At 51.6% G+C, this 21,633-nt stretch carries 20 protein-coding genes; 2 read left to right on the top strand and 18 right to left on the bottom strand.

Annotated features, from left to right (window positions below; genetic code table 11):
- Nucleotides 1-23: 23 nt before the first annotated feature.
- The 4 genes from FHT67_RS24905 to FHT67_RS24890 all read right to left on the bottom strand — a co-directional run bounded on the left by FHT67_RS24905 (nucleotide 24) and on the right by FHT67_RS24890 (nucleotide 3,149).
- Nucleotides 24-737: an AAA family ATPase gene (locus FHT67_RS24905; RefSeq protein ID WP_167201663.1), complete on the bottom strand. Its 714-nt coding sequence runs from the start codon at nucleotides 735-737 to the stop codon at nucleotides 24-26.
- A 12-nt stretch (nucleotides 738-749) separates the two neighbouring features.
- On the bottom strand, nucleotides 750-1,043 hold the full coding sequence (locus FHT67_RS24900; protein ID WP_167201662.1) for a hypothetical protein: 294 nt from the start codon (nucleotides 1,041-1,043) through the stop codon (nucleotides 750-752).
- A 47-nt stretch (nucleotides 1,044-1,090) separates the two neighbouring features.
- Nucleotides 1,091-1,888, bottom strand: coding sequence for a DUF2935 domain-containing protein (locus FHT67_RS24895; RefSeq protein ID WP_208403535.1), 798 nt, complete (start codon nucleotides 1,886-1,888; stop codon nucleotides 1,091-1,093).
- A gap of 64 nt (nucleotides 1,889-1,952) precedes the next feature.
- Nucleotides 1,953-3,149 carry an MFS transporter gene (locus tag FHT67_RS24890; protein WP_167201660.1) on the bottom strand — a complete coding sequence of 399 codons (1,197 nt, stop codon included), beginning with the start codon at nucleotides 3,147-3,149 and terminating at the stop codon, nucleotides 1,953-1,955.
- A 154-nt stretch (nucleotides 3,150-3,303) separates the two neighbouring features.
- On the opposite strand from FHT67_RS24890, the gene FHT67_RS30560 reads away from it, so the two are divergent.
- Nucleotides 3,304-3,723, top strand: coding sequence for a hypothetical protein (locus FHT67_RS30560; RefSeq protein ID WP_167201659.1), 420 nt, complete (start codon nucleotides 3,304-3,306; stop codon nucleotides 3,721-3,723).
- Between the two features lie 47 nt (nucleotides 3,724-3,770).
- On the opposite strand, the gene FHT67_RS24880 is transcribed toward FHT67_RS30560, so the two are convergent.
- The 9 genes from FHT67_RS24880 to FHT67_RS24840 all read right to left on the bottom strand — a co-directional run bounded on the left by FHT67_RS24880 (nucleotide 3,771) and on the right by FHT67_RS24840 (nucleotide 13,248).
- The gene (locus FHT67_RS24880; protein ID WP_167201658.1) at nucleotides 3,771-4,877 is read right to left on the bottom strand and encodes a Ger(x)C family spore germination protein; all 1,107 of its coding nucleotides are present in this window, start codon (nucleotides 4,875-4,877) and stop codon (nucleotides 3,771-3,773) included.
- On the bottom strand, nucleotides 4,870-5,967 hold the full coding sequence (locus FHT67_RS24875; protein WP_167201657.1) for a GerAB/ArcD/ProY family transporter: 1,098 nt from the start codon (nucleotides 5,965-5,967) through the stop codon (nucleotides 4,870-4,872). The genes FHT67_RS24880 and FHT67_RS24875 overlap by 8 nt, the downstream gene beginning before the upstream one ends.
- Before the next feature lie 4 nt (nucleotides 5,968-5,971).
- Entirely contained in the window at nucleotides 5,972-7,462 is a 1,491-nt protein-coding gene (locus tag FHT67_RS24870) for a spore germination protein (RefSeq protein WP_167201656.1), read from the bottom strand.
- Nucleotides 7,463-7,579: 117 nt separating this feature from the next.
- Nucleotides 7,580-7,960, bottom strand: a complete 381-nt coding sequence (locus FHT67_RS24865; RefSeq protein WP_167201655.1) for a hypothetical protein — start codon at nucleotides 7,958-7,960, stop codon at nucleotides 7,580-7,582.
- 90 nt (nucleotides 7,961-8,050) lie between these two features.
- Nucleotides 8,051-8,902: a molybdate ABC transporter substrate-binding protein gene (gene modA / locus FHT67_RS24860; protein ID WP_167201654.1), complete on the bottom strand. Its 852-nt coding sequence runs from the start codon at nucleotides 8,900-8,902 to the stop codon at nucleotides 8,051-8,053.
- Nucleotides 8,903-9,103: 201 nt separating this feature from the next.
- Nucleotides 9,104-9,643 carry a GNAT family N-acetyltransferase gene (locus FHT67_RS24855; protein WP_132309154.1) on the bottom strand — a complete coding sequence of 180 codons (540 nt, stop codon included), beginning with the start codon at nucleotides 9,641-9,643 and terminating at the stop codon, nucleotides 9,104-9,106.
- A 5-nt stretch (nucleotides 9,644-9,648) separates the two neighbouring features.
- Nucleotides 9,649-10,206, bottom strand: a complete 558-nt coding sequence (locus FHT67_RS24850) for an NADPH-dependent FMN reductase (RefSeq protein WP_167201653.1) — start codon at nucleotides 10,204-10,206, stop codon at nucleotides 9,649-9,651.
- A 61-nt stretch (nucleotides 10,207-10,267) separates the two neighbouring features.
- Nucleotides 10,268-12,280 (bottom strand): Na+/H+ antiporter, encoded by a 2,013-nt coding sequence (locus tag FHT67_RS24845; RefSeq protein ID WP_132309150.1) that lies wholly within the window; start codon nucleotides 12,278-12,280, stop codon nucleotides 10,268-10,270.
- A gap of 74 nt (nucleotides 12,281-12,354) precedes the next feature.
- Complete coding sequence (locus FHT67_RS24840) at nucleotides 12,355-13,248, bottom strand: manganese catalase family protein (protein WP_481856080.1); 894 nt, start codon at nucleotides 13,246-13,248, stop codon at nucleotides 12,355-12,357.
- Between the two features lie 87 nt (nucleotides 13,249-13,335).
- Here FHT67_RS24840 and FHT67_RS24835 point away from each other — a divergent pair, with 87 nt between their 5' ends.
- Nucleotides 13,336-14,187 (top strand): MBL fold metallo-hydrolase, encoded by an 852-nt coding sequence (locus FHT67_RS24835; RefSeq protein WP_243867464.1) that lies wholly within the window; start codon nucleotides 13,336-13,338, stop codon nucleotides 14,185-14,187.
- Between the two features lie 49 nt (nucleotides 14,188-14,236).
- On the opposite strand, the gene FHT67_RS30555 is transcribed toward FHT67_RS24835, so the two are convergent.
- The 5 genes from FHT67_RS30555 to uca all read right to left on the bottom strand — a co-directional run bounded on the left by FHT67_RS30555 (nucleotide 14,237) and on the right by uca (nucleotide 21,630).
- A complete protein-coding gene (locus tag FHT67_RS30555; protein WP_167201652.1) occupies nucleotides 14,237-14,944 on the bottom strand; it encodes an MOSC domain-containing protein in 708 nt (235 codons plus the stop codon).
- 14 nt (nucleotides 14,945-14,958) lie between these two features.
- A complete protein-coding gene (locus FHT67_RS24825; RefSeq protein ID WP_132309144.1) occupies nucleotides 14,959-15,417 on the bottom strand; it encodes a putative immunity protein in 459 nt (152 codons plus the stop codon).
- A gap of 7 nt (nucleotides 15,418-15,424) precedes the next feature.
- The gene (locus FHT67_RS24820) at nucleotides 15,425-15,940 is read right to left on the bottom strand and encodes a DinB family protein (RefSeq protein ID WP_167201651.1); all 516 of its coding nucleotides are present in this window, start codon (nucleotides 15,938-15,940) and stop codon (nucleotides 15,425-15,427) included.
- Nucleotides 15,941-16,216: 276 nt separating this feature from the next.
- Entirely contained in the window at nucleotides 16,217-17,986 is a 1,770-nt protein-coding gene (gene atzF, locus FHT67_RS24815; RefSeq protein WP_167201650.1) for an allophanate hydrolase, read from the bottom strand.
- The gene (gene uca, locus FHT67_RS24810) at nucleotides 17,983-21,630 is read right to left on the bottom strand and encodes an urea carboxylase (RefSeq protein WP_167201649.1); all 3,648 of its coding nucleotides are present in this window, start codon (nucleotides 21,628-21,630) and stop codon (nucleotides 17,983-17,985) included. The genes atzF and uca overlap by 4 nt, the downstream gene beginning before the upstream one ends.
- Nucleotides 21,631-21,633 lie beyond the last annotated feature (3 nt).

Genomic DNA, 21,633 nt, shown 5'->3' with positions numbered 1-21,633 from the left:
TACGACCTCCCTCCTGCCTTGAATCAGTCTTCAAACAATTCTTTGAGCACCGTCTTCCGGTTCTCGAGAAATCTGCGCGTCACAATATAGTGCAGCGTATCTTCATATGCGATTTCCTCAACGGGCTGTTCATCGAAATTATAAATTTGCGCTTCCGGATACCCCAGAAGAATCGGAGAATGCGTTGCGATGATGAACTGGGCCTCCTCCGATAAATCTTTAATAACGCGCATAAGCGCAAGCTGCCTGGCCGGCGATAACGCCGCCTCGGGCTCATCGAGGAGATAGATCGCTTTTTTGCCGAACCGGTGCTTGAACAGCGACAGGAAAGCTTCCCCGTGCGATTGCTGGTGCAAGGAACGGCCGCCGTAATTGCGTAACACATCGGGATCAAGAGTGTCGATATAAGAAGCAAAGTGATAAAAGGTTTCGGCGCGCAGAAAAAAACCGTTCGTCACCTTGGGCATCCAGGCTAGCCTTATAGCGTTGCCCAGTATCGCCGAAGATGCCTCTACTTCATAAGCGTTATTCCTGCCGCCTCCTGCCGTATGGAAGCCGCATTGATAGGCAATCGCCTCAAGCAAGGTGGATTTGCCCGATCCGTTCTCCCCAACCAGAAACGTTACGTTTGAACGGAAATGCAGCCTTTCCATCGACCGGATTGCCGGTATCGTGAAGGGATATTCCCGCTTGTTTATGTCCTCGTCCCGGCTGATCTCCACGCTTCTTAGAAACACAAGCTTCAACTCCTAGCTCTGAATACTTGAATGAGAGTTCTTGACTATGTAATAAAAGGGATCCTCAATCATTAACTCTTTGAGATCATTTTCGCTTAAGATATGAATCTCCTGCGCATGATCGCCTGTTCCATAGCCTTTGGTCAAAACAACGATAATTTCATTATCGCCGTCCTCATTCAGATCAGCAACCTCTATTACCGGATAATACGCAGGATTGGTTACATTGGACCATGGGAACGACTTGGACGCGTACGATGCGCTGACAGAGATCCTTGAACGAATCTCGGTTTCCCAATGTTTCATTCCCCATAAAAAAACGACTATCTCGTCAGGAGATAGTCATTGCTTCGTCAGGGCTGCACACGCGGCTTATCCGCTTGGCAATTCGGGCTTGGAACCAGCCCCAGCTGGGCCAGCTTCGTAAGATAATAGCATTCTTCCCGCATCATATGATCGGGCATTAACGGACTGATCCGGTCAAGCACCTCATCCGTAACTTCCAGCTCCTCCAGCTCCTTCAGAAAGGCGACAAACAGCTTCATCTCCACATCCACTTCTTTATGGAGCCGCCTGAAGACGGGAAAATCCTTCAATTCCGTCCTCATGTAACCTGCCATTTCCACGCTTTTTAAATAAAGCTCATTAAACCGTACTTCGAATAGCTGCGTCCGCTTGATCATCGGCTTCTCGACAAAATCGAGGTCGCTGCCGATCGAAGCGGCATGCCCTGCTGCATCGGGCAGCCACAAGAAATCATGATGAAGAGCATCAAACACAGGTACCGGCTTGCCGGCGGCAAGCTCCTTCAAAATTCGAAGATACTCCTCCAGCTCATTCACCATATGGTTGAGAAAAGTCGGAGTCAGCATAATCTTTACTTTCCCAAACAAGGCTCTTTCCAGCAAATTCAGCTTAAAAGACCGCATTTCGATCGTTAAATCAAGCGCTTGCCTGCTAATGGACAAACAATCCGTCTCCGATGAAGATTGTCTTGCATACTCGAGCAGCTGGTCAAAAGCCGTTATAAAATAGTTGGCAAGCTTGATATCATTGCTCTCTACCGGCGACAGGGTATTTAAAATAAACCTGCCATGATCGCCCAAAATTTGCAGCCAGAAGCGATGCTCATACCATTCAGACTTGGCCAATCGCTGATCCCTCCTCCGCTTCATTCCTATAGATGGTATGAAGGGAACCGCCCGGATATAACGTTTAACCTTGCTTTGGCTTGATTGTAAATAGAGCGATAAGCGCGGCGGCAACGCAGCATGCGGTTAACAGCCAGAATAAGGAGGATTTCGTATGCGCGATAAGCAACGCGGCTAAGGGAGGGCCTGCCGCAACGCCAAGAAACCGGATACTGCTGTATATGGAGGTGATCGTGCCGCGCTGCTCCTTCTCAATTCCTTCCGTCAGCAGGGCATCAAGGCTTGGCAATGCCGCTCCAAGGCCAATGGAACCCGCGAAGAGGATGATAATAATGAACCATATCGAGTCCCTTCCTCCAAATGCCAAAAAAATAAAGCTGCCTGCCGCTTCAATGAACCCAATGACGCTAATCCATTTCATCAGCTTCTTGTTCTGACCGATCCATTTGCCGATCGCCCATGAGGTGGAACAGAGGGCTGCAAGCGGAATAGCAACGAGACAGCCCTTGAGAAAGCCGTGACTCCCCCGTTCCTCCAAAATCTCGGATAAATAAAACAAGGAAGCGAATATCGCAAACATATTGATTCCGCCCGCCACGTATACGCCCCAAATCCATCTTCCCTTTTCATGGAACAAGGAAATGACATTCCGCACGAACTGGCCAAAAGGAACAGCCGGTTTTTTATCCTTCGGAGCTTTAACCCATATGGCAACTAAAAGAAAGGAAATCAGGCTGAATACCGGAATGAACCAAAATGGCATATACCACGTCCACATGGCCAAAGCCGACCCTATAATCGGGGCAAGTACTTTCCCAAACGTATTTGCCGTTTCGACAAGGCCAAGTCCGTTGCTTACATCCTCTTCCTTCTTGAATAAGTCCCCGACAAGCGGAAGCACGACCGGGAAGCAGCCTGCCGCTCCCAACCCCTGAAATAACCTCCCCGTCATAACAAGAGCATACGGTTTATCGAACGAAATAGCGGCAAAGCCGCAAAAAGCGCCGGCGGCCGCAACAAGCAGCAGCCCGGGCAGAATTACTTTTTTCCGGCCTATGCGGTCTGACAAATATCCGGCAATCGGAATAAATATGATGGCTACAGCCGCATAAGCCGTAATTAGCAAACTGGATTGTACCGCGGTTATTCCCATCGCTTTCTGCATGGAAGGAAGGACTGGAATCAAAATGGAATTCGCCAAGGTCATCGTTAAAGGAATAGTTGCGATGGAAGCCAAATCTAATTTTTTCTTCTTCTCCATTACATCCTCCAAGTAAATCAGTCGGGATTAAGTTGAGCACCGCTTATTAGAATGTCCTCTGCCGCGCAGTTTATGACGGAGAAAAATAATTGAATAGTAATTGAGTTGCTTGGGACTCTATACGTGTTCGTCAAACCAAAGGAGGAATTAATCCATGCAATTCGCAAACAACAATCAAGCAAGCCAGTCCCTTCATCAATGCGAGCAAATGATTCAACAGCTGGTTAACCAAACGCAGCAAGCCAGCCAAAATTATTCGATGCTGCTTCAGCAAGAGCAGCAAAACGCGCAGCGTCTTCAAGAACTTGCGGCCCGCGAGCAAAAAGCAGCCCAAATCATTCAGACCGCTCTTCAAGGTCATCAAACGGCTATCCAGCAGTTACAACAAGTATCGCAGATTTGCAAACAAGTGGAGAGCATGATTCATACGCAATTCAACTCCTCCGTTTCGCAATCCTTTAACACCCATACTCCGTCCTACAACACGGGTTATGCATCGCAGCATTCGTATACGAATTCGAACTTCAACTCCAACAACGAAGGCATGAACTCGCCATACCGTTCGATGCAATAAGACACAAGAGCCCGCTTAAGGCCGGTGCCTGAAGCGGGCTTTTTTATTTACCTGATTTTCCCGTAATCCTTCGCTTTGAATTGAAGCTTGCATTCAATCTCGACTTTGGGATACTCCTCGCGCCAATCCAGCTTCTTCCACGCTTCGTATGACATGCTGTTTCGGACGTGAATGCCGATGCCAAGGCTGTCCACCTTGTGCTGCTGCAGCTGCTTCACCAGCCGATTCGCGCTTTCGGACATTATCTCCGAAACTTTACGTTCCACCTCATGTCTCTGAGCGTCGATGCTAAGTTTTTTGTTCCCGATGTATTCATGAACAGAGCCTTTGAAATAGGCCTTGATCGTAACGTGCATCTTGCCGCCGGCTTTGCGTTCAACATGTACCTTGCGGTTGCTGAGAACGGAAGTGAACATGATATATTCCGGCGAACGCCCGTCTTCGCCGTTGCTCAAGTCCAAGCTCATGTCCCCTTTCTTGAATTTCCCCTTCAAAATGGAAAACAACAAGGCATCGCGATTCGGAATTTTGGCGATATATTTGTAATCCTGAAATAAAGCAATGCCATCAACCGTAATATCTTCGCCCGTTTCCTTCAGAATAGGCGCGACCGGATCGATTCCGTCCTCATAATAATCCCGCTCAAACTCGTATAGCGTTGTTTTCGGAATGCGGTTGTTGCTGCTCGATTTCTCCAGCAGCCGATTGATGTATTTGTCTGTAGACAAATGCTGCTTGTAATTCTTGATCAGCATTTCCTTCGCGTTCCCGTTTACCAAAGTGATCTTGACTAAGGGGGAAATGGAGGTGTCCCTTAATATGCTGTTTATCTCATTCGACAGGTCTTTGCGAGCAAGCGCCTCGGAATAAAGCAGTACGCGGATTTGTCCGTTAACAAGCAGCAGATCGGTTTCGTTGGCAAATTTAACTCTCGCGTCCTTTGAGCTTTTTCCGATTGCGGAATGGACTTCCCTTTTCACTTTTATCGTCGGTTCGGCTCTTGGTATACTGACGGTAATTTCCACCTGGTTCTCCGGAGCCGTATCATAACTGGCCGCATAGGTAAAACCAATGCGCTCCAATATCCGGTAATCGCATCCGGGAAGAACGACAAGCATCAATATCGCCAGCAAGCTTATCAGTAATTTATTCATGAGCGGCACTTCTCCCCATATTCTGAAACATAAGAACGACCAATAACAGAATGGGCAGACCAAATGCGATTCCGCATTCGATCATGCTCAGCGTGCTTAGCCAATCCCCAACCTCGTTTAGCGTCTCCGGAATATAAGCGATCAGAAAGCATGTCAACATGACTATAAAAGCAAGGAAGTTTGCTTTCAATTTCGGGAAAATTTGCTTCAGTACCTCCAGAGCGCACCATTCGTACATCAGGATCGAGAATAAGACGGTAAACAATACAAACCCGTACAGCAAATTCTCCATCCGCTCCATAAACGGAAAACGGATATAGGCTAACATTTCAAGCACGGGAAATGCCTTGTTCTTCAATTGCTCGAGACTATATACCCCGAAAGTAACGATCGAGAGATAGGTATAAGTCATGGTGGTCATGCCATTGCCTATGAGGACCGATTTTACGAACTTTGTCTTCTGGTTCGTATAGGCAAACATGAGAAGGACAACCTCGTAACCAAGAAGCGACGAAAAAATATCCAGACCTTCAAAATAAGTGAAATGCCCTCCTTTGAATAAGTATGGCGTAAGCCTAGACCAGTTGAAATCCGTATAGAAAAAGAACAGAAGAAAGAACATCCACACAAACAGCCAAAAAAATACCGTTGAGGCTTTCGTAATATTGTATAAGCCTTTTGTTAGCAGCCAGAAGACCAGGAGATCCATGATGAAGTTGAATTCCATCGGATCCGTAGTCGGGAAGGCATACATCTGGAAAATAAGAATATATTCCTTCCCCGCCATGCAGCCAAGCATGATCCATACCAAAGCCAAAGCCAAATAAACGGGTACCAGCATAAATTTGGGAATCGACTGCTCCAGGATTTGAAATATTGATCGCCCTTTCCCCAGCTTGTATACCGCCGCAATCAATAAAATATTTATGGTGGCGATAAGACCAAACCCCAGCATCGTAATCCAGCCGTTAGTGCCGAAGGTCTCCGCGAGCAGCTGCGGAAGAATTAACGCCATGACACCCGTTTGAATCATATGGACGAGGATGGTGGTATGGAATGGGGAGAGCTTTTCCTTCGTCTCCGTATTCATATGGTCACTCCTTGGTTTTATTTCGCACCATATTCGGGGAAGAGCTTTGCGAAGGTCTTTCCCGCAAGGCTGTGAAGGGAGCACGAATAAAAATGTCCTTCCAATCTTTTGGCTTAAACGGGGCAACCGGATTCAGATATGACGTCCCCATGCTGGTTAAGCCGCTCAAGTGAATGACGATAGCCGCGATGCCAAACACCAGTCCCAGATTGCCTAAGAAGCCTGCCAGCATGATGAGTCCAAACCGGATTAACCGAATCGAAGCACTCATCACATAACTCGGAATCACGAAAGACGCAATGGCGGAGGAAGCAACGGCAATGATAAGAATGTTACTGGTCAGCCCCGCCTGCACGGCCGCCTGTCCGATAACGATACCGCCTACGATGCCAATCGTCTGTCCGATTTTGGTCGGAAGTCTGGCTCCCGCTTCGCGAAGCAGCTCAATGGTTACTTCCATTAACAAAGCCTCATACAATGGCGGGAAAGGCACCCTGCTCCGGGATTCCGTTAACGTCATGAGCAAGTTTTCCGGAATCATCTCGTAATGAAACGTCGTAACCGATACATACAACGCGGTAAAGCTGATCGTAATAACAAACGCGACGAAGCGAAGCAGTCTGATGGCGCTGCCCAGTATCCACCGCTGATAGTAATCGTCCGACGAAGAGAAAAACTCGAAAAACGAGGTAGGCAGGGTCATGACGGACGGGCTTCCGTCCACGATTCCCGCTACCCGTCCGGCCACCAGCTTCGAGACAATCGCGTCGGGACGCTCGGAAGTCAGATACTGCGGGAAAATCGAATATTTGTTGTCGTCCAAGTATTGAATGAGCATATTCGTATCAAGAATGGCATCAACCTCGATTTGCTGAATGCGCTTCTTCGCCTCTTCGACAAACTTCATATTAACGATATCCTTCACGTAGAGCAGATACACGTCCGTCTTGGAAACCTCGCCAACGGAGAGCTTAATCACCTTGAGATGCGAGCTCTTCAGCCTGGAGCGAATCATCGCAAGGCTTGTATTGATTTGCTCGGTGAATGCATCGTGAGGGCCTGTAATGACCGTTTCCGTCTCCGATTGACTAATTGCCCTCGCTTCCGGGCTATAGACATTGAATACATAAGCATCCGGACCGTGAAAGATGGCAATGCCGCCGGATAAGACATCCAGAATCAGCGTTTTGCTGCTGGTTGTTTTAAAGGATTGCAAGTGCGCGAGCATCTTAGCGACATCCTCATCGCTTCCGCTTAGCAACGGAGACAAAATATGCCGGCTGAGCTTATCCTTATCCGTCAGCTGATCGAAATAAACAAGATCAACACGGTGATCCGGAAACGCACGGTGCGTAATATCGCTGCAGTCTATAAACTCGTCCATCGTGTGCGCGAGCGTCGGCGGCTGGGAGTTCTGCTCGGGCGGAGGCTGCTTATCCTGATTGCTCGCCGATTCTTTTATGATCATGTTTCGCAATGCTTTAGAAAAGGTCATCCGCGCATCCTCCTCTCCTGACAAGGATAGAATAAAACTTAGTTTGCATAATCTTCCTGAAAATTAACCAAAAAAAACCGCGATCCGAGATCGCGGCTTCTTAATATAGTCATCAGCTTAATAAAGTTGGTTATCTGTTTTCACCTTGACCTGCAGCGCACCGTTATCCGCTATCGAATCAATCGTGACGTCGGCTTTTCCTCTATAATTATTTTCGATGTAGCCAAAAATCGTGATTTCCTGTTTCGTAAGCTCATCCTCATACCTTAGCGTTATGGAGCCCTCACCGAAATTTTGGGGTAGGACATGGAGTTTTTGCTCCGAATGAGCCTTCAACCCGAAGGTTTGCGTACCGTTGGGAAAAACAAGAACCAGCTGGGAAATGTCCTCCTCCAGTTGATTGTGGACCGTAATCCGAAAGCCCTCGTCACTCTTATGGGATAAGACCATAATCGCCAGAGTAAACAAAATAAATGCGGCAGCAACAATTTTACGCATGACTACCTCCTCTTCTCGCTAGTTACCAGTGTAATCTCATTGCCGCCGCATGTAAAATAAACCAAAAAGAGAAGTTTGCCCGTTCTTTTGTTAAGCTCCTTGTTTTGCAGGTACGGAGAAGCCGAATTTCAAAAACACGTCAAGCGCTTCCTGCGTTTGCAAATAGGTATAGAAATCTTCCGCTTCCTTGCCGTGCTTCGTTGCTTTCACGATTCCCACCGGATACTGGATAGCCATGTAGGTTGCCGGATCTACGGTAAACGCGATTTTTACTTTATCCGAGGTTAAGGCATCGGTCTTATACACAAAGCCTGCATCCGCGTTGCCCGTCTCTACATATTGAAGCACTTGCCTAACGTCCTTGCCCTGCACGGCTTTGGATTGCAGCGAATCCCACAGCTTTGCATTCGTTAACGACTCTTTCGCGTAATTGCCGGCAGGAACGCTCTCCGGAATACCGATCGCAACATGCTTCACTTCCGCATTGGTTAGATCGGCTTCCGTTGCAAGAGCTGCGCCGCCATCAGCCGGAACTACGACAACAAGCTCATTGCTGAGCAAATTCGTTTGCTTATCCGTATCGATAAGCTGCTTGTCAACCAGTGCCTTCAAGTTCTTCGCAGCGGCGGATAGGAACAGGTCTGCCGGAGCACCTTGTTCAATTTGCCGCTGCAGAGCGCCCGACGCGCCGAAGTTGAAATTCAGCTTCACATTCGGATTTTTCTCTTTGTACATGTTTTGGATTTCGATAAGCGCGTCCGTCAAGCTCGCCGCCGCGGATATCGTAAGCTCAACTTGCGTTGTGCCGGCATGACTGCTGTCTGCGTTGGTCCCGGCTGCGTTCTTGTCAGCCGCCGTGTCGTTGTTCCCGCAAGCCGCCATAACGAGAACGGTGATAGCCAGACCTATTAAAACCAAACTGCTTTTAAACGTTTTCCTCATCCGGTCTCCTCCAAATATATCTGTTTATATCTATTTTTAACTAGTTTATATCATAGGTCATTATGCATTCCATCAGAAAATTGACTGTTTGCTACGGATGCGATCGCCATTGCTCGTGGATTCCTTCAATAAGTTATAGCGTTGGAATTCACGAGCAAAAGCGAACGGCTGTGCAGATTACAACTGCACAGCCGTTTTTTGTTAAGTCAAGTCTTCTTTCGTGATTGCAAATAAGAGATGATCTTCCCATTGACCGTTAATTTTTAGATAACGCTGAGCCAAGCCTTCTTGCCGAAAGCCGGCTTTTTGGAGGACGCGGATCGAACGCTCGTTTTTTGGCATTACGCCAGCCTGAATACGGTGGAGCTGCAGCTCGGCGAAGGCTTTGCTGACCGCTTCCGATACGGCTGATGTGGCATAACCGCGACCGTTATGAGCCTGATCGATAAAGTAGCCCATATACGCATTCTGGAACACGCCGCGGGATACGCTCGTCAGGGCTATCCGGCCTATCAGCTCGTCCCCTTCCCTCAGGAATACGCCGTAAAAATAAGCCTGCTCCCGCTGTGCCGCGGAAATACCGTTGCTAATTTCCTTCACCTGTTCTTCGAGCGTATAATGCCCTTCCCCTCTAATAGGTTCGAAAGGCTGGGAAAATGCGCGGTTCCTCAGCTTCAATTCAAGCATCGGCTTGGCATCTCCGAGCTCGAGCAAGCGCAAGTAAATCCCGTTCGTACTCATTGGCGCTATTCCTTCGAACGCTCGACCTTATGGACGAATTTATCCACTAATTGCTGCAGCACCTGCAAGGTGGCAAAGTCCGTTAACCGGCCGTCATCGTCAAATTTCAAATGCGCCTGGGCAAGCTTCAGCTCAGGACGGTTCACCGGATCCATATCGAGGGCGAAAATGAGCTGGCGCAGGTTGGTTTGCGCGCGTGCCGTGCCGCTTGGACCGGTTGTAGCACCCATTACGGCCACCGGCTTCGCAGCTAGCGGCGCGCCGATACTTTTCCGGGATACCCAATCAAGCGCATTCTTGAGAACGCCCGTGATAAGGCCGTTGTATTCGGGAGTACTGATCAGAAAACCGTCTGCGGAGCTGCACAGCTCGGCGAACTGCTTGACGGATTCCGGCAGATCCTCCTCGAGATCCTGGTTGTACAGCGGCAGATCGCCAAGGTCGGCGTAGGTGTATGTATAATTTTCCGGTAGAAACACCGCCGCGTTTTTCAGCAGCGTTTTGTTCAGGGAAGCCTTGCGCAAGCTGCCTGTCAGGCCAACAATATGATAGGATTGCGTCATGATGTGCATCTCTCCTTCAATTCTTAAAGTATACGGTGCAAATTACGGCACAGCTTTAAGATTAACCGATTTCATCCTCCTCGTACATAGCCGCCTCGCGGTCCCGGATATGCCGCCGCAGATTTGAAGCAAGCTCCCGGTCGATGGTTCCTTTCTCGTACAAGGTCTGAACCTCGTCCCTTTCGGCCTGAATGGCCACCCAGTGCAGCTCTTTCCTCGCTTCGTTGAAATCATGCGTCTTGTTTTTCGTATGAACAGGCATCGCCTTCATCCGTTTAATAATCTGATGATAATACGCCGTTACGCATTCGGTGGGATCGTCTTTCGTGTCGGGCTGGCATCTGGCATCCATCTCTTCAAGGACGGCCTCCGAACATTGAAGTCTTAATCCGCGCAGCGTGGCAATATCCGCATCGGTGAACGCCAATTTTCGGCCCGCGCTTGTAAAGTTTGCTTTCACTTTGCTCCATAAACCCTTCAGCACCATTCGCCATAGATGGAGCCGGTTGGCCAAAATCAGCTCGATTTGATCCAGCATCTTATAATAGAAATTCGCATGCTTCTCGCTGATCGTACCTTTCTCGAGCTGCTCGTTAACGTATTTCCGCTCGATATCGAGCGCGATCATCCGCATTTCCAGCTCCTGCTGGCGGCGGCGGGGCAGCGGCCGGTTCTGATTTTCAATCATCTCCAGCTCCAGAATCATCCTGCGGTATTCAGCAATAACGGACTCGATCGCCTCCTCGTTGGCCTCATGAGTTACCCGTTCCAGATGACGAATAGCAGCCCCCATCACCTTCATTTGCCATTCCCGCTCCTCATGCGCCTTCTCGGATTCGTCGGCGGCAACCCGTTTTTTCGCGATGAGCGGCAGCAGAATGCTGGCCGTCAGAAGCGATAAAAGAATAATAAAGGCGGCGAGAAAAACGATTAAGTCTCTTTGAGGGAACGGATCGCTATTGTTCAGCACAAGCGGAATCGAAAAAGCACCAGCGAGCGTAACGGCTCCCCGCACGCCGGAAACCGTCGTCAGAACGATGACTTTGAGTCTGAGCTTATCTTTTCCAAACCAGGTGAACAGAAAGGTCCAGACGAACCGAAGCACCAGCAGCAGGACGAAAATAACGATCGCGTAACCGATGACGACCCCGTTATTAAAATTGGGATCCTTGAAGATCACCGAGGCGACCTGCGGGATTTGAAGACCTAAAATAACAAAAACAAGCCCGTTCAAAATAAACAGAATAACCGACCAGGTATTGACCGACACCGCCTTCATCCTTGGCATGCTGTGATCAACCCGGTCATCTTCAATGGCATGGACGATCCCGCCAGCGACTGCCGCAAGGATACCGGATACGCCAAGCTCCTCCGCGATAAGATAGAGCAGAAACGGCGTAACGAGCTGCAGCAGCATATGCATCGTCTCGTCTTCCAGTCCCGCCCTTCTAAGCAGCTGCCGGATTCCTATGATGAGAAACGCCAGCACGGCCCCGATCAGCAGTCCGCCGGCAGCAATCATAATAAAGCTGAACGTTGCTTTGTGCAGCGAGAATACGCCCGTCATCGCTGCAGCAATCGCGAATTTGAAGGCAACGAGGCCGGAAGCATCGTTCATCAGGGCTTCGCCTTCCAATAGGCGCATCAAGCTTTTGGGCAGCTGAATCCGGCCGGCCAAGGCGCCTACGGCAACCGCATCCGTCGGAGACAGAATAGCCGCGAGACCAAAAGCGGCTGCAATAGGTATCGTCGGGATCATCCAGTGTATCGTGTAACCCACAACAACAACCGTTGCAAACACCAGCCCCACGGACAGCAGCAGAATGGGTGCCCTCAGCCTCCACAGCTCGTCGCGCGGAGTATTTCTTCCGTCGTTGTACAAGAGAGGAGCGATGAACAGGATAAAGAACAGTTCTGGCTCCAGATGCAAATGGAACCCAATCGGAATAACGGCAATAAGAGCTCCGAGAGCAATCTGTATAAGCGGAACCGGCACAAATGGAATAAAGCGGTAAATGACGTTGGAAACGCCAATCAGGACAAGCATAACGAGTACGATAATAAAAATTTCCAAGCGGGCTCCTCCATCCTTTCGTATTACAAAAGGGACCAGCCGCGTAATGCGATCGATCCCTTCCGTTCTTTCCGCTACCTGCCCATGTCCGTCAGTCCGGGAGCATGCTCATTTGGCAGCTCGGGATTGTATGGTACCGGATAACCGTTTGGCGGAGGCACAACTTGCAGATCCCCGCCGTTGCGGCTTGGCGATTTTCCGGTAAAGATCTCGCCTATTCTCGTCTCGTCCAACCGGAAGTTGAATTGGGCGTTATGAAAGCCCATTTCCACGTACTTCCGGCATTCCGGATATTTGTTAATATCGTAATTCGGTACGGGGAATAAATTGCCCCAATTGACGCCTAAGGTTTCCAAAGCCTTGGCAAACGCATTCTGATGGGCATTATCCCGGACAATCAGGAAAGCCAAGGTTTCCCGGAAGGCTTTATTCGAGCTCATCTCGTAGATCCGGGATTTTTGGAGTACGCCCGTTGATTCAAGCAGAAGATTGTCCAGAAGATCGGCAATTAAGTTGCCGTGATTATAAACATAATTGCCAAGCCAGGGATTGCCGCCTGCGTCTACCGGCAAAGAACCCTGTGCGCCAACAATAAAGTGATGCGGGTTCGCATGCTTCACCGCCTCGTCAAGCGGAGCATTGTCTACACCAGCATTACCCGGAATTTCTTCGCCTGAACCAGTCAAGAGTTGATTAATGGTTGTCTGCACCAGCTCGACATGGCTGATTTCCTCCAAGAACACGCCTCTAATCAAGTCGCGGTATTGCGTCGCTTTCCCTCTAAAGTTCGTGCTTTGGAAAAAATACTGCATCATCGTACGCATCTCGCCGTAATGACCGCCCAAAGCCTCCTGCAGCACTTTAGCTGCGGCCGGATCCGGTTTATCCGGTACAATCATGTTAATCAAATCTTGTTTGTAGAAATACAAGGTGAAACCTCCTTTAGTTGGCTTAAGCGATAATAGCATGCGTCTTAAGAAAGTAATTCATTCGATGGTAATGATTTGCCGGGGAATGGGACAAATTACGGGCAATCAGGAAAGCGAGGGATACCGATGCAAGAGCATGAAGAGATGTCTTACGGCGAGGATTATCATTACCTCCCGGTTACTTCAATAAAGAGCGGTAAGGGCCAGGAGGTTCTGCCCGACTTGTACGGTCTGACCGTCCAAATCGTGAATGTCTGTTTTATAGGGCTGCCCGGACAAAAAAACTGGGTCCTCGTCGATGCCGGCATGCCGCATGCTGCCGATACGATCATCGCCGAAGCAGAAAAACGCTTTGGTCCGGGAGCAAGACCGGACGCTATTCTTCTGACGCATGGACATTTCGATCATGTCGGATCGGTTGTGGAGTTGGTTCGCCATTGGAAGGCTCCCGTATACGCCCATCCGCTTGAGCTTCCATATCTCACCGGTCAGCGCAATTATCCGGAGCCTGACCCTACGGTAGACAGCGGGCTTGTTGCGAAGCTGTCCCCATTTTTTCCCGTTGATGCTATCGATTTAGGACTCCATATAGCAACGCTGCCGGAAGACGGCTCCGTTCCCCATCTGGCGGGATGGCGGTGGATTCCTACCCCCGGGCATTCTCCGGGACATGTATCCTTCTTCAGGGACAGTGACCGGACCTTGCTCGCAGGGGATGCTTTCGTAACCGTTAAGCAAGAGTCGATGTGGAGCGTCATTACGCAAGAGCTTGAAGTAAGCGGCCCTCCTCGCTACTTAACGACGGATTGGAAGGCGGCTTCCGAATCGGTCCGCAAGCTCGAGGCTCTAAAACCGGCCGTTGCCGTTACCGGGCACGGGATGCCGATAAAGGGAGATTTGCTCGCGAGCAGTCTGGAAAATCTGGCGCGCAATTTCGATATCCTGGCCGTTCCGGAGCATGGGAGGTACGTTCAATAACAAAAATAGACCGCGGATGGATGTCCGCGGTCTATTTTTGATTGAGGATTTAATCCAGAAACACCTTATCACCTTGCTTGACGGTGCCGGTCTTGACGACAGAAGCGTATACGCCGAAATGCAGGTTAAACTCTTCGTTCACTTTTCGAAGCAAAGTAGGATCCTTGACTTGCGTGTCCGGATTCATGGTAATGAGCACGCAGCGCTGGCAGAAGCTGTCCACTTGCAGCCGCGCATCGCTAATCTTCAGCCTTCGGCCGATCCAATCTCCTTCGGTAATCGAGTCGTCCGCGACCTTAACCACGAAGTTGGCACGGAAACGGCGCTCGTCAAGCTTCTTGCCCCAAGTCTGCTGAAGCTTGTTCAAGGAGCTGTCCGTAATGATCAGAATACTCGCTCCGTCCACGGACAGCAGCTGCGGATACTCGGGATGCGCTTCTTTCATAGCCGACATCGACAGCCTTGTCTTTGTCTGGCCCTGGACCTCCTCCAGCAGCCGTTCATCCCAGCCGTACTCTTGCCCGTCCGGTCCCGTAATCCGGATTTCCCCATCCTGGAACGTCGCCCGATAGTTCAATAGATTAGGGATGTTCCTTGCCGTTATATATTTATGCCAATCCTTCTTCGTCTCATCGTAAAAGGTGGCAAACCTGTCACCGAGCATGCCGTACTCTTCGATTGCGCAATGCTCAAGCTTCTCGCCCGCAAACGATTTCACCGGATAACGGTAAATCTCTTGAATCTCGCCGATTTGCACGTTCTTATACTCCTTTATCTTAACTGCTCAAGCAATTCAATGAGGCGCATGTATTGCCATTCCCGCTCCTGATCGGCAATAAGCTTGGCTTGCGCTTTATCAGCCAGATCCCGGATGGCCGTAGCCGCATAAGACGCGGCATGCACCGCATGACTGGCAACATGGGCCGTTGCGGCCGCATGACCGGCCGCCCGGGCGGCACGGGATGCTGCGCTGCTCGCGGCAATGACATCCCGAGCAGCGGTATGCGCGGCAGTTGCCGCCTTGCGCGCGGAGGACATCGGAAGCTCGCCTCGCGACCAGGCGCGGGCTGCAAGAATAGCCTCCCGCATCCGGTTATCCTCGGAGAGGACAACTTCGAAGCATGGACGGGCGCGGTCGGCACAATCTGCCGCCCATAAAGCCAGGACGCGATGATCGACCTGTTTGACCAGGTCTGCGATACGTCTGTCCGGATCGATTAGCCCCTTCATATTCTGCTCACCTGTCGACTGTCACTTTGTTCCATTGTTCCTCGATCTCCTTTATTTGTCGTAAATGATGACGGGTATGCATGTCGATCAGATCATGCCACTCTCTGGCATTCAACCAGCCAAATCCTCCATGTCTCACCTTATAGGAAGGAGGAATGGCGGCAATCCGCAAATCCCAAGCCCTTATGTTATCTATTAATTGATTCAGATCATGAAGATGATCGGCTTTATTTTTCGCGTCGTTAGGACTGTACTCCATGCCTTCCGGCAACTTGATCTTAACCGGCGGAAAAGCTCCCTCTCCGAACAATCTCTCCCCTGCTTCCGTTTTGCCGAGCGGCTGCTCGCTGCAGGACTCTTCGCATTGCCTGATATTGTCCAGATATTCAAGAGCAACATCACTGATATGCGAATAGACCTGGCCGATGGACCAGGTCCCGGGCTTCTTCCGGTAACGTAATTGTTCTATAGTATACTGATCAAGCTTCTCCATATAAGTATAAATAACTTCCAGACCTCTCATTGGCCACCTCTTTATGCACGCCCTACCTACAGTATATACCGTTCGCCAGAGATATTCATCTCTATGACCTGTTCAATAGAGCGGCTGTTGTTATTTACAATATGCCGGTTCTCCACGCCCGATTCCTTCCCTACTCCTGATGGGTAGGAAATGATATAAACTTGGTTGATAGCAAGCCTTTCCCCTCCCGGAAAAAGAAAACGCACTTTCCGTCAAGGGAGAAGTGCGTCTGTCTTCTTAAATTATAATAGTTCGCTATTCTTGCAGTCAATCGAGTTACAGCGTTGCTTCCGCTTTCGCTTTCGCTTCGGCAATGGCGGCAAGCGCTTTTCTCCAGCCTCCATAGGCAGTAATGTCCTCGCCATCAACCGTTCCGTAAGCCTCGCAGATAAAGCCTGGTACGATACTGCCGTCAGCGAGCTCGACTTTGCCAATCCCAAGCGGCGCCGGTATAGCAGCCGTGAAGGCTCCGAACGTGGCAATGGGCATCTCCCATACCTCTACTTCAATTGACGCCCCGCCCTGCGGCAGCTTTAGCAGCCCCGGCTTGGGCGGAATCGTCTGAAGCTTCATCAGCTTATAAGTCGGTGAAGTCCGGTCCTCGCGGATAAAAACGGCCCCATGCTCCTGCATTTGGCGTTCCAGAGGCAAACCTCGCATATGCAAGCCGCAAACGGCCACAAGCGTAGATGGCTGAGATTCTCGCGCCGTCCGAATAGTCTCGGCCAAACGGAACAGCATCCCTTCCTCACCCGATGCCGCAAACAGCGTAATCCCAAACGGCAAATCCGGTGCCGCATCGCCGGAAGGAACGGCAAGCGCGCTTTGATCCAGCAGGTTGCAGTGATTCGTATACAGCCCCATCGCGCTATTCGTGCTGACCGGGTCAGCCGCGACTTGCTCGCGAGTCCACGTTCCCCCTGCCGTCGGCATGATCAGCACCCCGTCTTGAAGCAGCTTTTTGGCTTCCAGCTTATAGCCCTGCAGCTTGTGAAAGGCGGTGAACACGGATGCCGCGTCAAATTCCGGCTTAGTCGCGCTGCGGAGTACCTTCTCCGTTACCGGAAACGTAACGCCGGAATGGGCCTCAATGAAGCTTCCCAGCGCCGACCAGCGCTCGGCTACCCATGGACCTTCATATAATAAGGCGGCCGCAGCCTGGAACAATTGAATATCGACGTATTCAACCGGAAGCTTGATCGCCTTAAGCTTGTTTACGGATTTCTCCCAAGCCAAGCGGTACGAATCGGCAAACGGTCCATAAAAAGTCAAGGGACCACCCGGAAGAAGCAGCTTTGCCGGGAGCTTGCGCTTGCCAGCCGGTATCTCCTTCGACCATGGATCATCCGCATGAATGCCCCGGACAACTTGGTCCACCAGCTCCGCATCCTCGAGATTATGGGCAAATACCGTCACGCAATCCAGACTTTCGCAAGCCGGAACAACCCCTTTGCTCGGCCATGCGCCAACGCTTGGTTTCAGACCAACCAGATTATTCAGCGCGGCAGGCACCCGGCCGGAGCCGGCCGTATCCGTTCCAAGGGAAAATACCGCATGCCCCAAAGCGACAGACACGGCAGAACCCGAGCTGGAGCCGCCGCTGATGAGCTCCGGACGCAGCGAATTATGCGTATCGCCGTAGGGACTTCTGGTCCCGACAAGCCCGGTTGCGAACTGGTCGAGGTTCGTTTTGCCGACCGGGATTGCGCCTGCTTGGATAAGTCGTTCGACAACCGCCGCGTGGGCGGAAGGCAGGTACGAATATTCTTCGCAGCCGGCCGTTGTGGGCATGCCGGCGACGTCGATGTTGTCTTTTACCGCAAACGGGATTCCCCACAGTGGCAGCTGCACACGATCCAGCTCCTGCAGTTGGTCCAGATAACACTGGATGTAAGCCAGCGACGGCGGCGTTATCCAAATATGCTTTTCTTTATCGGCTTCGGCACGTTCAATAATGGACTCAATCACTTGCGAAGGCGTTAGCGTACCTTTTAAGTATTGCTCTCTAAGCCAGGAAATGGTCAATACCGATTGAAGTTCGCTCATATACGGGTCAGCTCTCTTTCCGCTAGTTTCGAAATGCCAACAATCAATTGGCCGGCATTAACGCCGTCCCCCGGCTTAACATGCACGGAATGAATAATGCCGTCAAACGGAGCATTTTGCGAGAACTCCATTTTCATCGATTCTACGATAATAAGCGCATCGCCTTTCTTGATCGCATCGCCCGTACTTACAAGCACCTTCCAAACGCTGCCCGGCATGGAGCATTTCATGGCATCCACGTCAGAAGGCAGCTCTTCGTCGCTGACCGGCTTCGCGGAATCCTGCTCCGACACGTACTCGGCAAGTCCAAGCTCCTTCCAGCGCTCTCTTTCTTCATTAAATGCCATTTGCTGCCGGCTCCGGAACTTATCCGCGCTCTCCTCGATGGATTCCAGGAATTGCAGATATTGGCCAAGGTCAAACGTGGTTTCCGTAATATCCGCTTCGAACCTGCCGCGCGGGAAATCCTCCCTCAGCTGCAGCAATTCCTCAGCCGTAACCGGGTAAAATTGAATCTGGTCGAAGAAGCGGAGCAGCCACGGCCTGCCGGCCTTGAAGCTTTCCGTCGAACGCAGCTTGTTCCACATTTGGATCGTACGGCCAACAAACTGGTAGCCGCCAGGGCCTTCCATGCCGTACACGCACATGTAAGCTCCGCCGATGCCGACGGCATTCTCCGGCGTCCAGGTGCGGGCCGGATTGTACTTCGTTGTTACCAGCCGGTGACGCGGGTCGATTGGCGTAGCCAGAGGCGCGCCAAGATAGACGTCGCCGAGACCAAGCACCAGGTAACTGGCGTCAAATACAATGCGCTGAACATCATCGATGCTGTCAAGGCCGTTCACGCGTCGGATAAACTCCAGATTGCTCGGGCACCAAGGCGCATCCGGGCGAACATTTTGCTGGTAACGGTCAATCGCGAGCTGCGTAGCCGGATCATCCCACGATAAGGGCAGTCGGACAATACGGGACGGTACGCGGATCGATTCGAGCGGCGGCAGGCCGCCGTCAATGGCAAGCAGCTGTTTGGCCGCTTCGCGGACGCTCATCCGCGAGGCATCGATATGCACCTGCACCGAACGGACGCCAGGCGTCAGATCAAGCACCGGAATAACGCCGTTCTCGCGGATCGCTTCTACAAGGGCATGCACCTGGAAGCGAAGCAGAAGATCCAGCTCCAGGGAACCGTACTCGACAAGCAGATTCTCGTCGCCGCTGCAGCGGATGGTAATCGGGAACTTGCGCCCTGCGGCCTCGCGGTACAGAACCGGATATTCCGGCGAAAAGGCATCATGCGCCGCCGGCAGTCCGCCAGCTTGAAGCTCATTGGAACGCCCTTGCCCAATTGCGTCCAGCAGTTGCTCCTGCCGCTTGCGAAGCTCCTCCGCTTCTTCCAGCGTTACAAGCTGGAAGCGGACTTTATCGCCCGGATGAAGCTGGCCCAGCTTCCAGAACTCAGCCGAAGCCGTTGTTACCGGACAGACGAAGCCGCCAAGGCTAGGTCCGTCCGGACCAAGCAGGATCGGCATATCGCCGGTCAAGTCGAGCGTTCCGACCGCATAGGCATTATCGTGAATATTGGATGGGTGAAGGCCCGCTTCCCCGCCGTCTTCTCTCTCCCACAGCGGAGCCGGACCGATCAGCCGCACGCCGGTTCTCGAGCTGTTGAAGTGAACCTCAAAGCTTGTTTTCGCAAGCTGCTCCAAATACTCCGGCTTCAGAAACTCGCTTGTGCAATGCGGCCCCGGAATAACGCCAATCGTCCACTCGCGGGAAATTGACGGCTGCAGCTTTGCAGGGAGCGAAGCTTTAACTAAGCTCTCCGTCGTTCCTTGTTGGCGGTTCGCGCCAAGGACATCGCCGGTTCGCAGCGCGCGGCCGCCATGACCGCCAAAGCCGCCAAGCGTAAACGTTGACGCGCTGCCCAGAATAAGCGGCATGTCAAATCCTCCTTCGATCAGGAGGTACGTGCGCAGGCCTTCCTCCGACTCACCGAAGCTTAGCACTTGTCCGCGTTCCGCCCTTACCGGCGTGTACATTGGAATTGCCTCATCATCCAGAGCCGGCTTCATATCAGCACCGGTTACGCAGAACAGCATGCTCTCACGGAATTTATACGAGCCGCCGCGCAGCGTCAGCTCGAGACCGCTCGCTTGATCCGCGTTGCCGAGCAGCTTATTGCCGATCCGAAAGGCAAGCGGATCCATCGGTCCGCATGGCGGTACGCCTACATCCCAGTGGCCTACCCGGCCCGGATAGTCTTGAACCGTTGTCTGAACGCCGCCGTCCAACACTTCAAGCGCGGACTCTGCCGGGGCAAAGCCGTTTAACAGCTGCGTATATACATCGCCTGCAAGGAACTGACTCTCGTCGAGAAGCGCCTGAACATATTGCAGATTCGTCGTAATGCCATAAAAACGCGTCTCGTTTAAAGCCTGTTTCAGCTTGGCAATGGCATCCTCGCGGTTCTCGCCATGCACGATTACTTTAGCGAGCATGGGATCATACAGCGTGGTTACCGTAATGCCGTCGCGAACCCAAGTTTCCGTACGGGCTTCGCCGGAAAATAACGCCTGATCCAGCTGACCCGCGCTTGGACGGAAGCCTTGCAAGCAATCCTCCGCGTAGATGCGGGCCTGAATACTATGACCCTTGGACTCCGGAACAAGAGCTTCCAATCCGTTCAGCTCTCCCGCCGCTTCCTTCAGCATCCACTCCACGAGATCAAGACCAAGCACTTCCTCGGTTACGCCATGCTCCACCTGCAGGCGGGTATTTACTTCAAGGAAGTAGAACTTGCAGCTCGAAGGATCGTACAGGAACTCAACCGTTCCCGCGCTGCGGTAACCGGCCACGGCCGCAAGGCGCTTCGCGCAGGCAAGAATTTCAGCCCGCACTTCCTCCGGGAATTGCGGAGCCGGACTTTCCTCGACAACCTTCTGGTTGCGGCGCTGCACCGAGCAGTCCCGTTCGCCGAGAGCTACAACCTCGCCATTGCCGTTACCGAAGATCTGTACCTCCACATGGCGCGCTTTCGCAATATATTTCTCGAGGAACATGCCGCCGTTCTTGAAGTTAGCCTCCGCAAGATGGCGCACGCTACCGAAGGCAACGCGCAGCGCTTCTTCGTCCGTGCACACCCGCATGCCGATTCCGCCGCCGCCTGCCGTGCTTTTCAGAATTATTGGATAGCCGATATCGGCTGCATGGGCAACCGCTTCATCCAGCTCGGTCAGAAGAGGAGTACCGGGCAGGAGCGGAACGCTTGCTTTCTCGGCCAGCTCGCGGGCGGAATGCTTGAGGCCGAAGGCTTCCATTTGCTCTGGAGTAGGCCCAATAAAGACAATGCCGTTATCGCGGCATGCGCGGGCGAAATCCGCGTTTTCGCTCAGGAAACCGTAACCCGGATGGATAGCTTGCGCTCCGGTGTCTTTGGCAATCCGCAGAATAAGATCCGCGTTCAGATAGCTCTCCTTAGCCGGTCCTTCGCCCAGAAGCACCGCTTCATCCGCCATGTCTACATGCAGGCTGTCTTGGTCGGCTTTCGTATATACGGCAACGGAGGCAATTCCCATGTTGCGAAGGGTTCTTTCGATTCGAACCGCAATTGCTCCCCGGTTGGCAATCAGTACTTTAGTAAACATGTA

Origin of the sequence: Paenibacillus sp. BK720, assembly GCF_011761545.1 — a bacterium.
In the GTDB taxonomy this organism is placed as follows: Bacteria; Bacillota; Bacilli; order Paenibacillales; family Paenibacillaceae; genus Pristimantibacillus.
Note: the sequence above shows the minus strand (reverse complement) of the source record. Positions and strands in the feature narration are given on the sequence as shown.

Coding starts and splice junctions, on each gene's coding strand:
- FHT67_RS24890 (WP_167201660.1), bottom strand. CDS start 3,149: ATGGAGAAGAAGAAAAAATTAGATTTGGCTTCCATCGCAACTATTCCT.
- atzF (WP_167201650.1), bottom strand. CDS start 17,986: ATGAGCGAACTTCAATCGGTATTGACCATTTCCTGGCTTAGAGAGCAA.
- FHT67_RS24900 (WP_167201662.1), bottom strand. CDS start 1,043: ATGAAACATTGGGAAACCGAGATTCGTTCAAGGATCTCTGTCAGCGCA.
- FHT67_RS24880 (WP_167201658.1), bottom strand. CDS start 4,877: ATGAATAAATTACTGATAAGCTTGCTGGCGATATTGATGCTTGTCGTT.
- FHT67_RS24855 (WP_132309154.1), bottom strand. CDS start 9,643: ATGAGTACGAACGGGATTTACTTGCGCTTGCTCGAGCTCGGAGATGCC.
- modA (WP_167201654.1), bottom strand. CDS start 8,902: ATGAGGAAAACGTTTAAAAGCAGTTTGGTTTTAATAGGTCTGGCTATC.
- uca (WP_167201649.1), bottom strand. CDS start 21,630: ATGTTTACTAAAGTACTGATTGCCAACCGGGGAGCAATTGCGGTTCGA.
- FHT67_RS24840 (WP_481856080.1), bottom strand. CDS start 13,248: ATGCTATTATCGCTTAAGCCAACTAAAGGAGGTTTCACCTTGTATTTC.
- FHT67_RS24820 (WP_167201651.1), bottom strand. CDS start 15,940: ATGAGAGGTCTGGAAGTTATTTATACTTATATGGAGAAGCTTGATCAG.
- FHT67_RS24865 (WP_167201655.1), bottom strand. CDS start 7,960: ATGCGTAAAATTGTTGCTGCCGCATTTATTTTGTTTACTCTGGCGATT.
- FHT67_RS24835 (WP_243867464.1), top strand. CDS start 13,336: ATGCAAGAGCATGAAGAGATGTCTTACGGCGAGGATTATCATTACCTC.
- FHT67_RS30560 (WP_167201659.1), top strand. CDS start 3,304: ATGCAATTCGCAAACAACAATCAAGCAAGCCAGTCCCTTCATCAATGC.
- FHT67_RS24875 (WP_167201657.1), bottom strand. CDS start 5,967: ATGAATACGGAGACGAAGGAAAAGCTCTCCCCATTCCATACCACCATC.
- FHT67_RS24825 (WP_132309144.1), bottom strand. CDS start 15,417: ATGAAGGGGCTAATCGATCCGGACAGACGTATCGCAGACCTGGTCAAA.
- FHT67_RS24870 (WP_167201656.1), bottom strand. CDS start 7,462: ATGACCTTTTCTAAAGCATTGCGAAACATGATCATAAAAGAATCGGCG.
- FHT67_RS24850 (WP_167201653.1), bottom strand. CDS start 10,206: ATGACGCAATCCTATCATATTGTTGGCCTGACAGGCAGCTTGCGCAAG.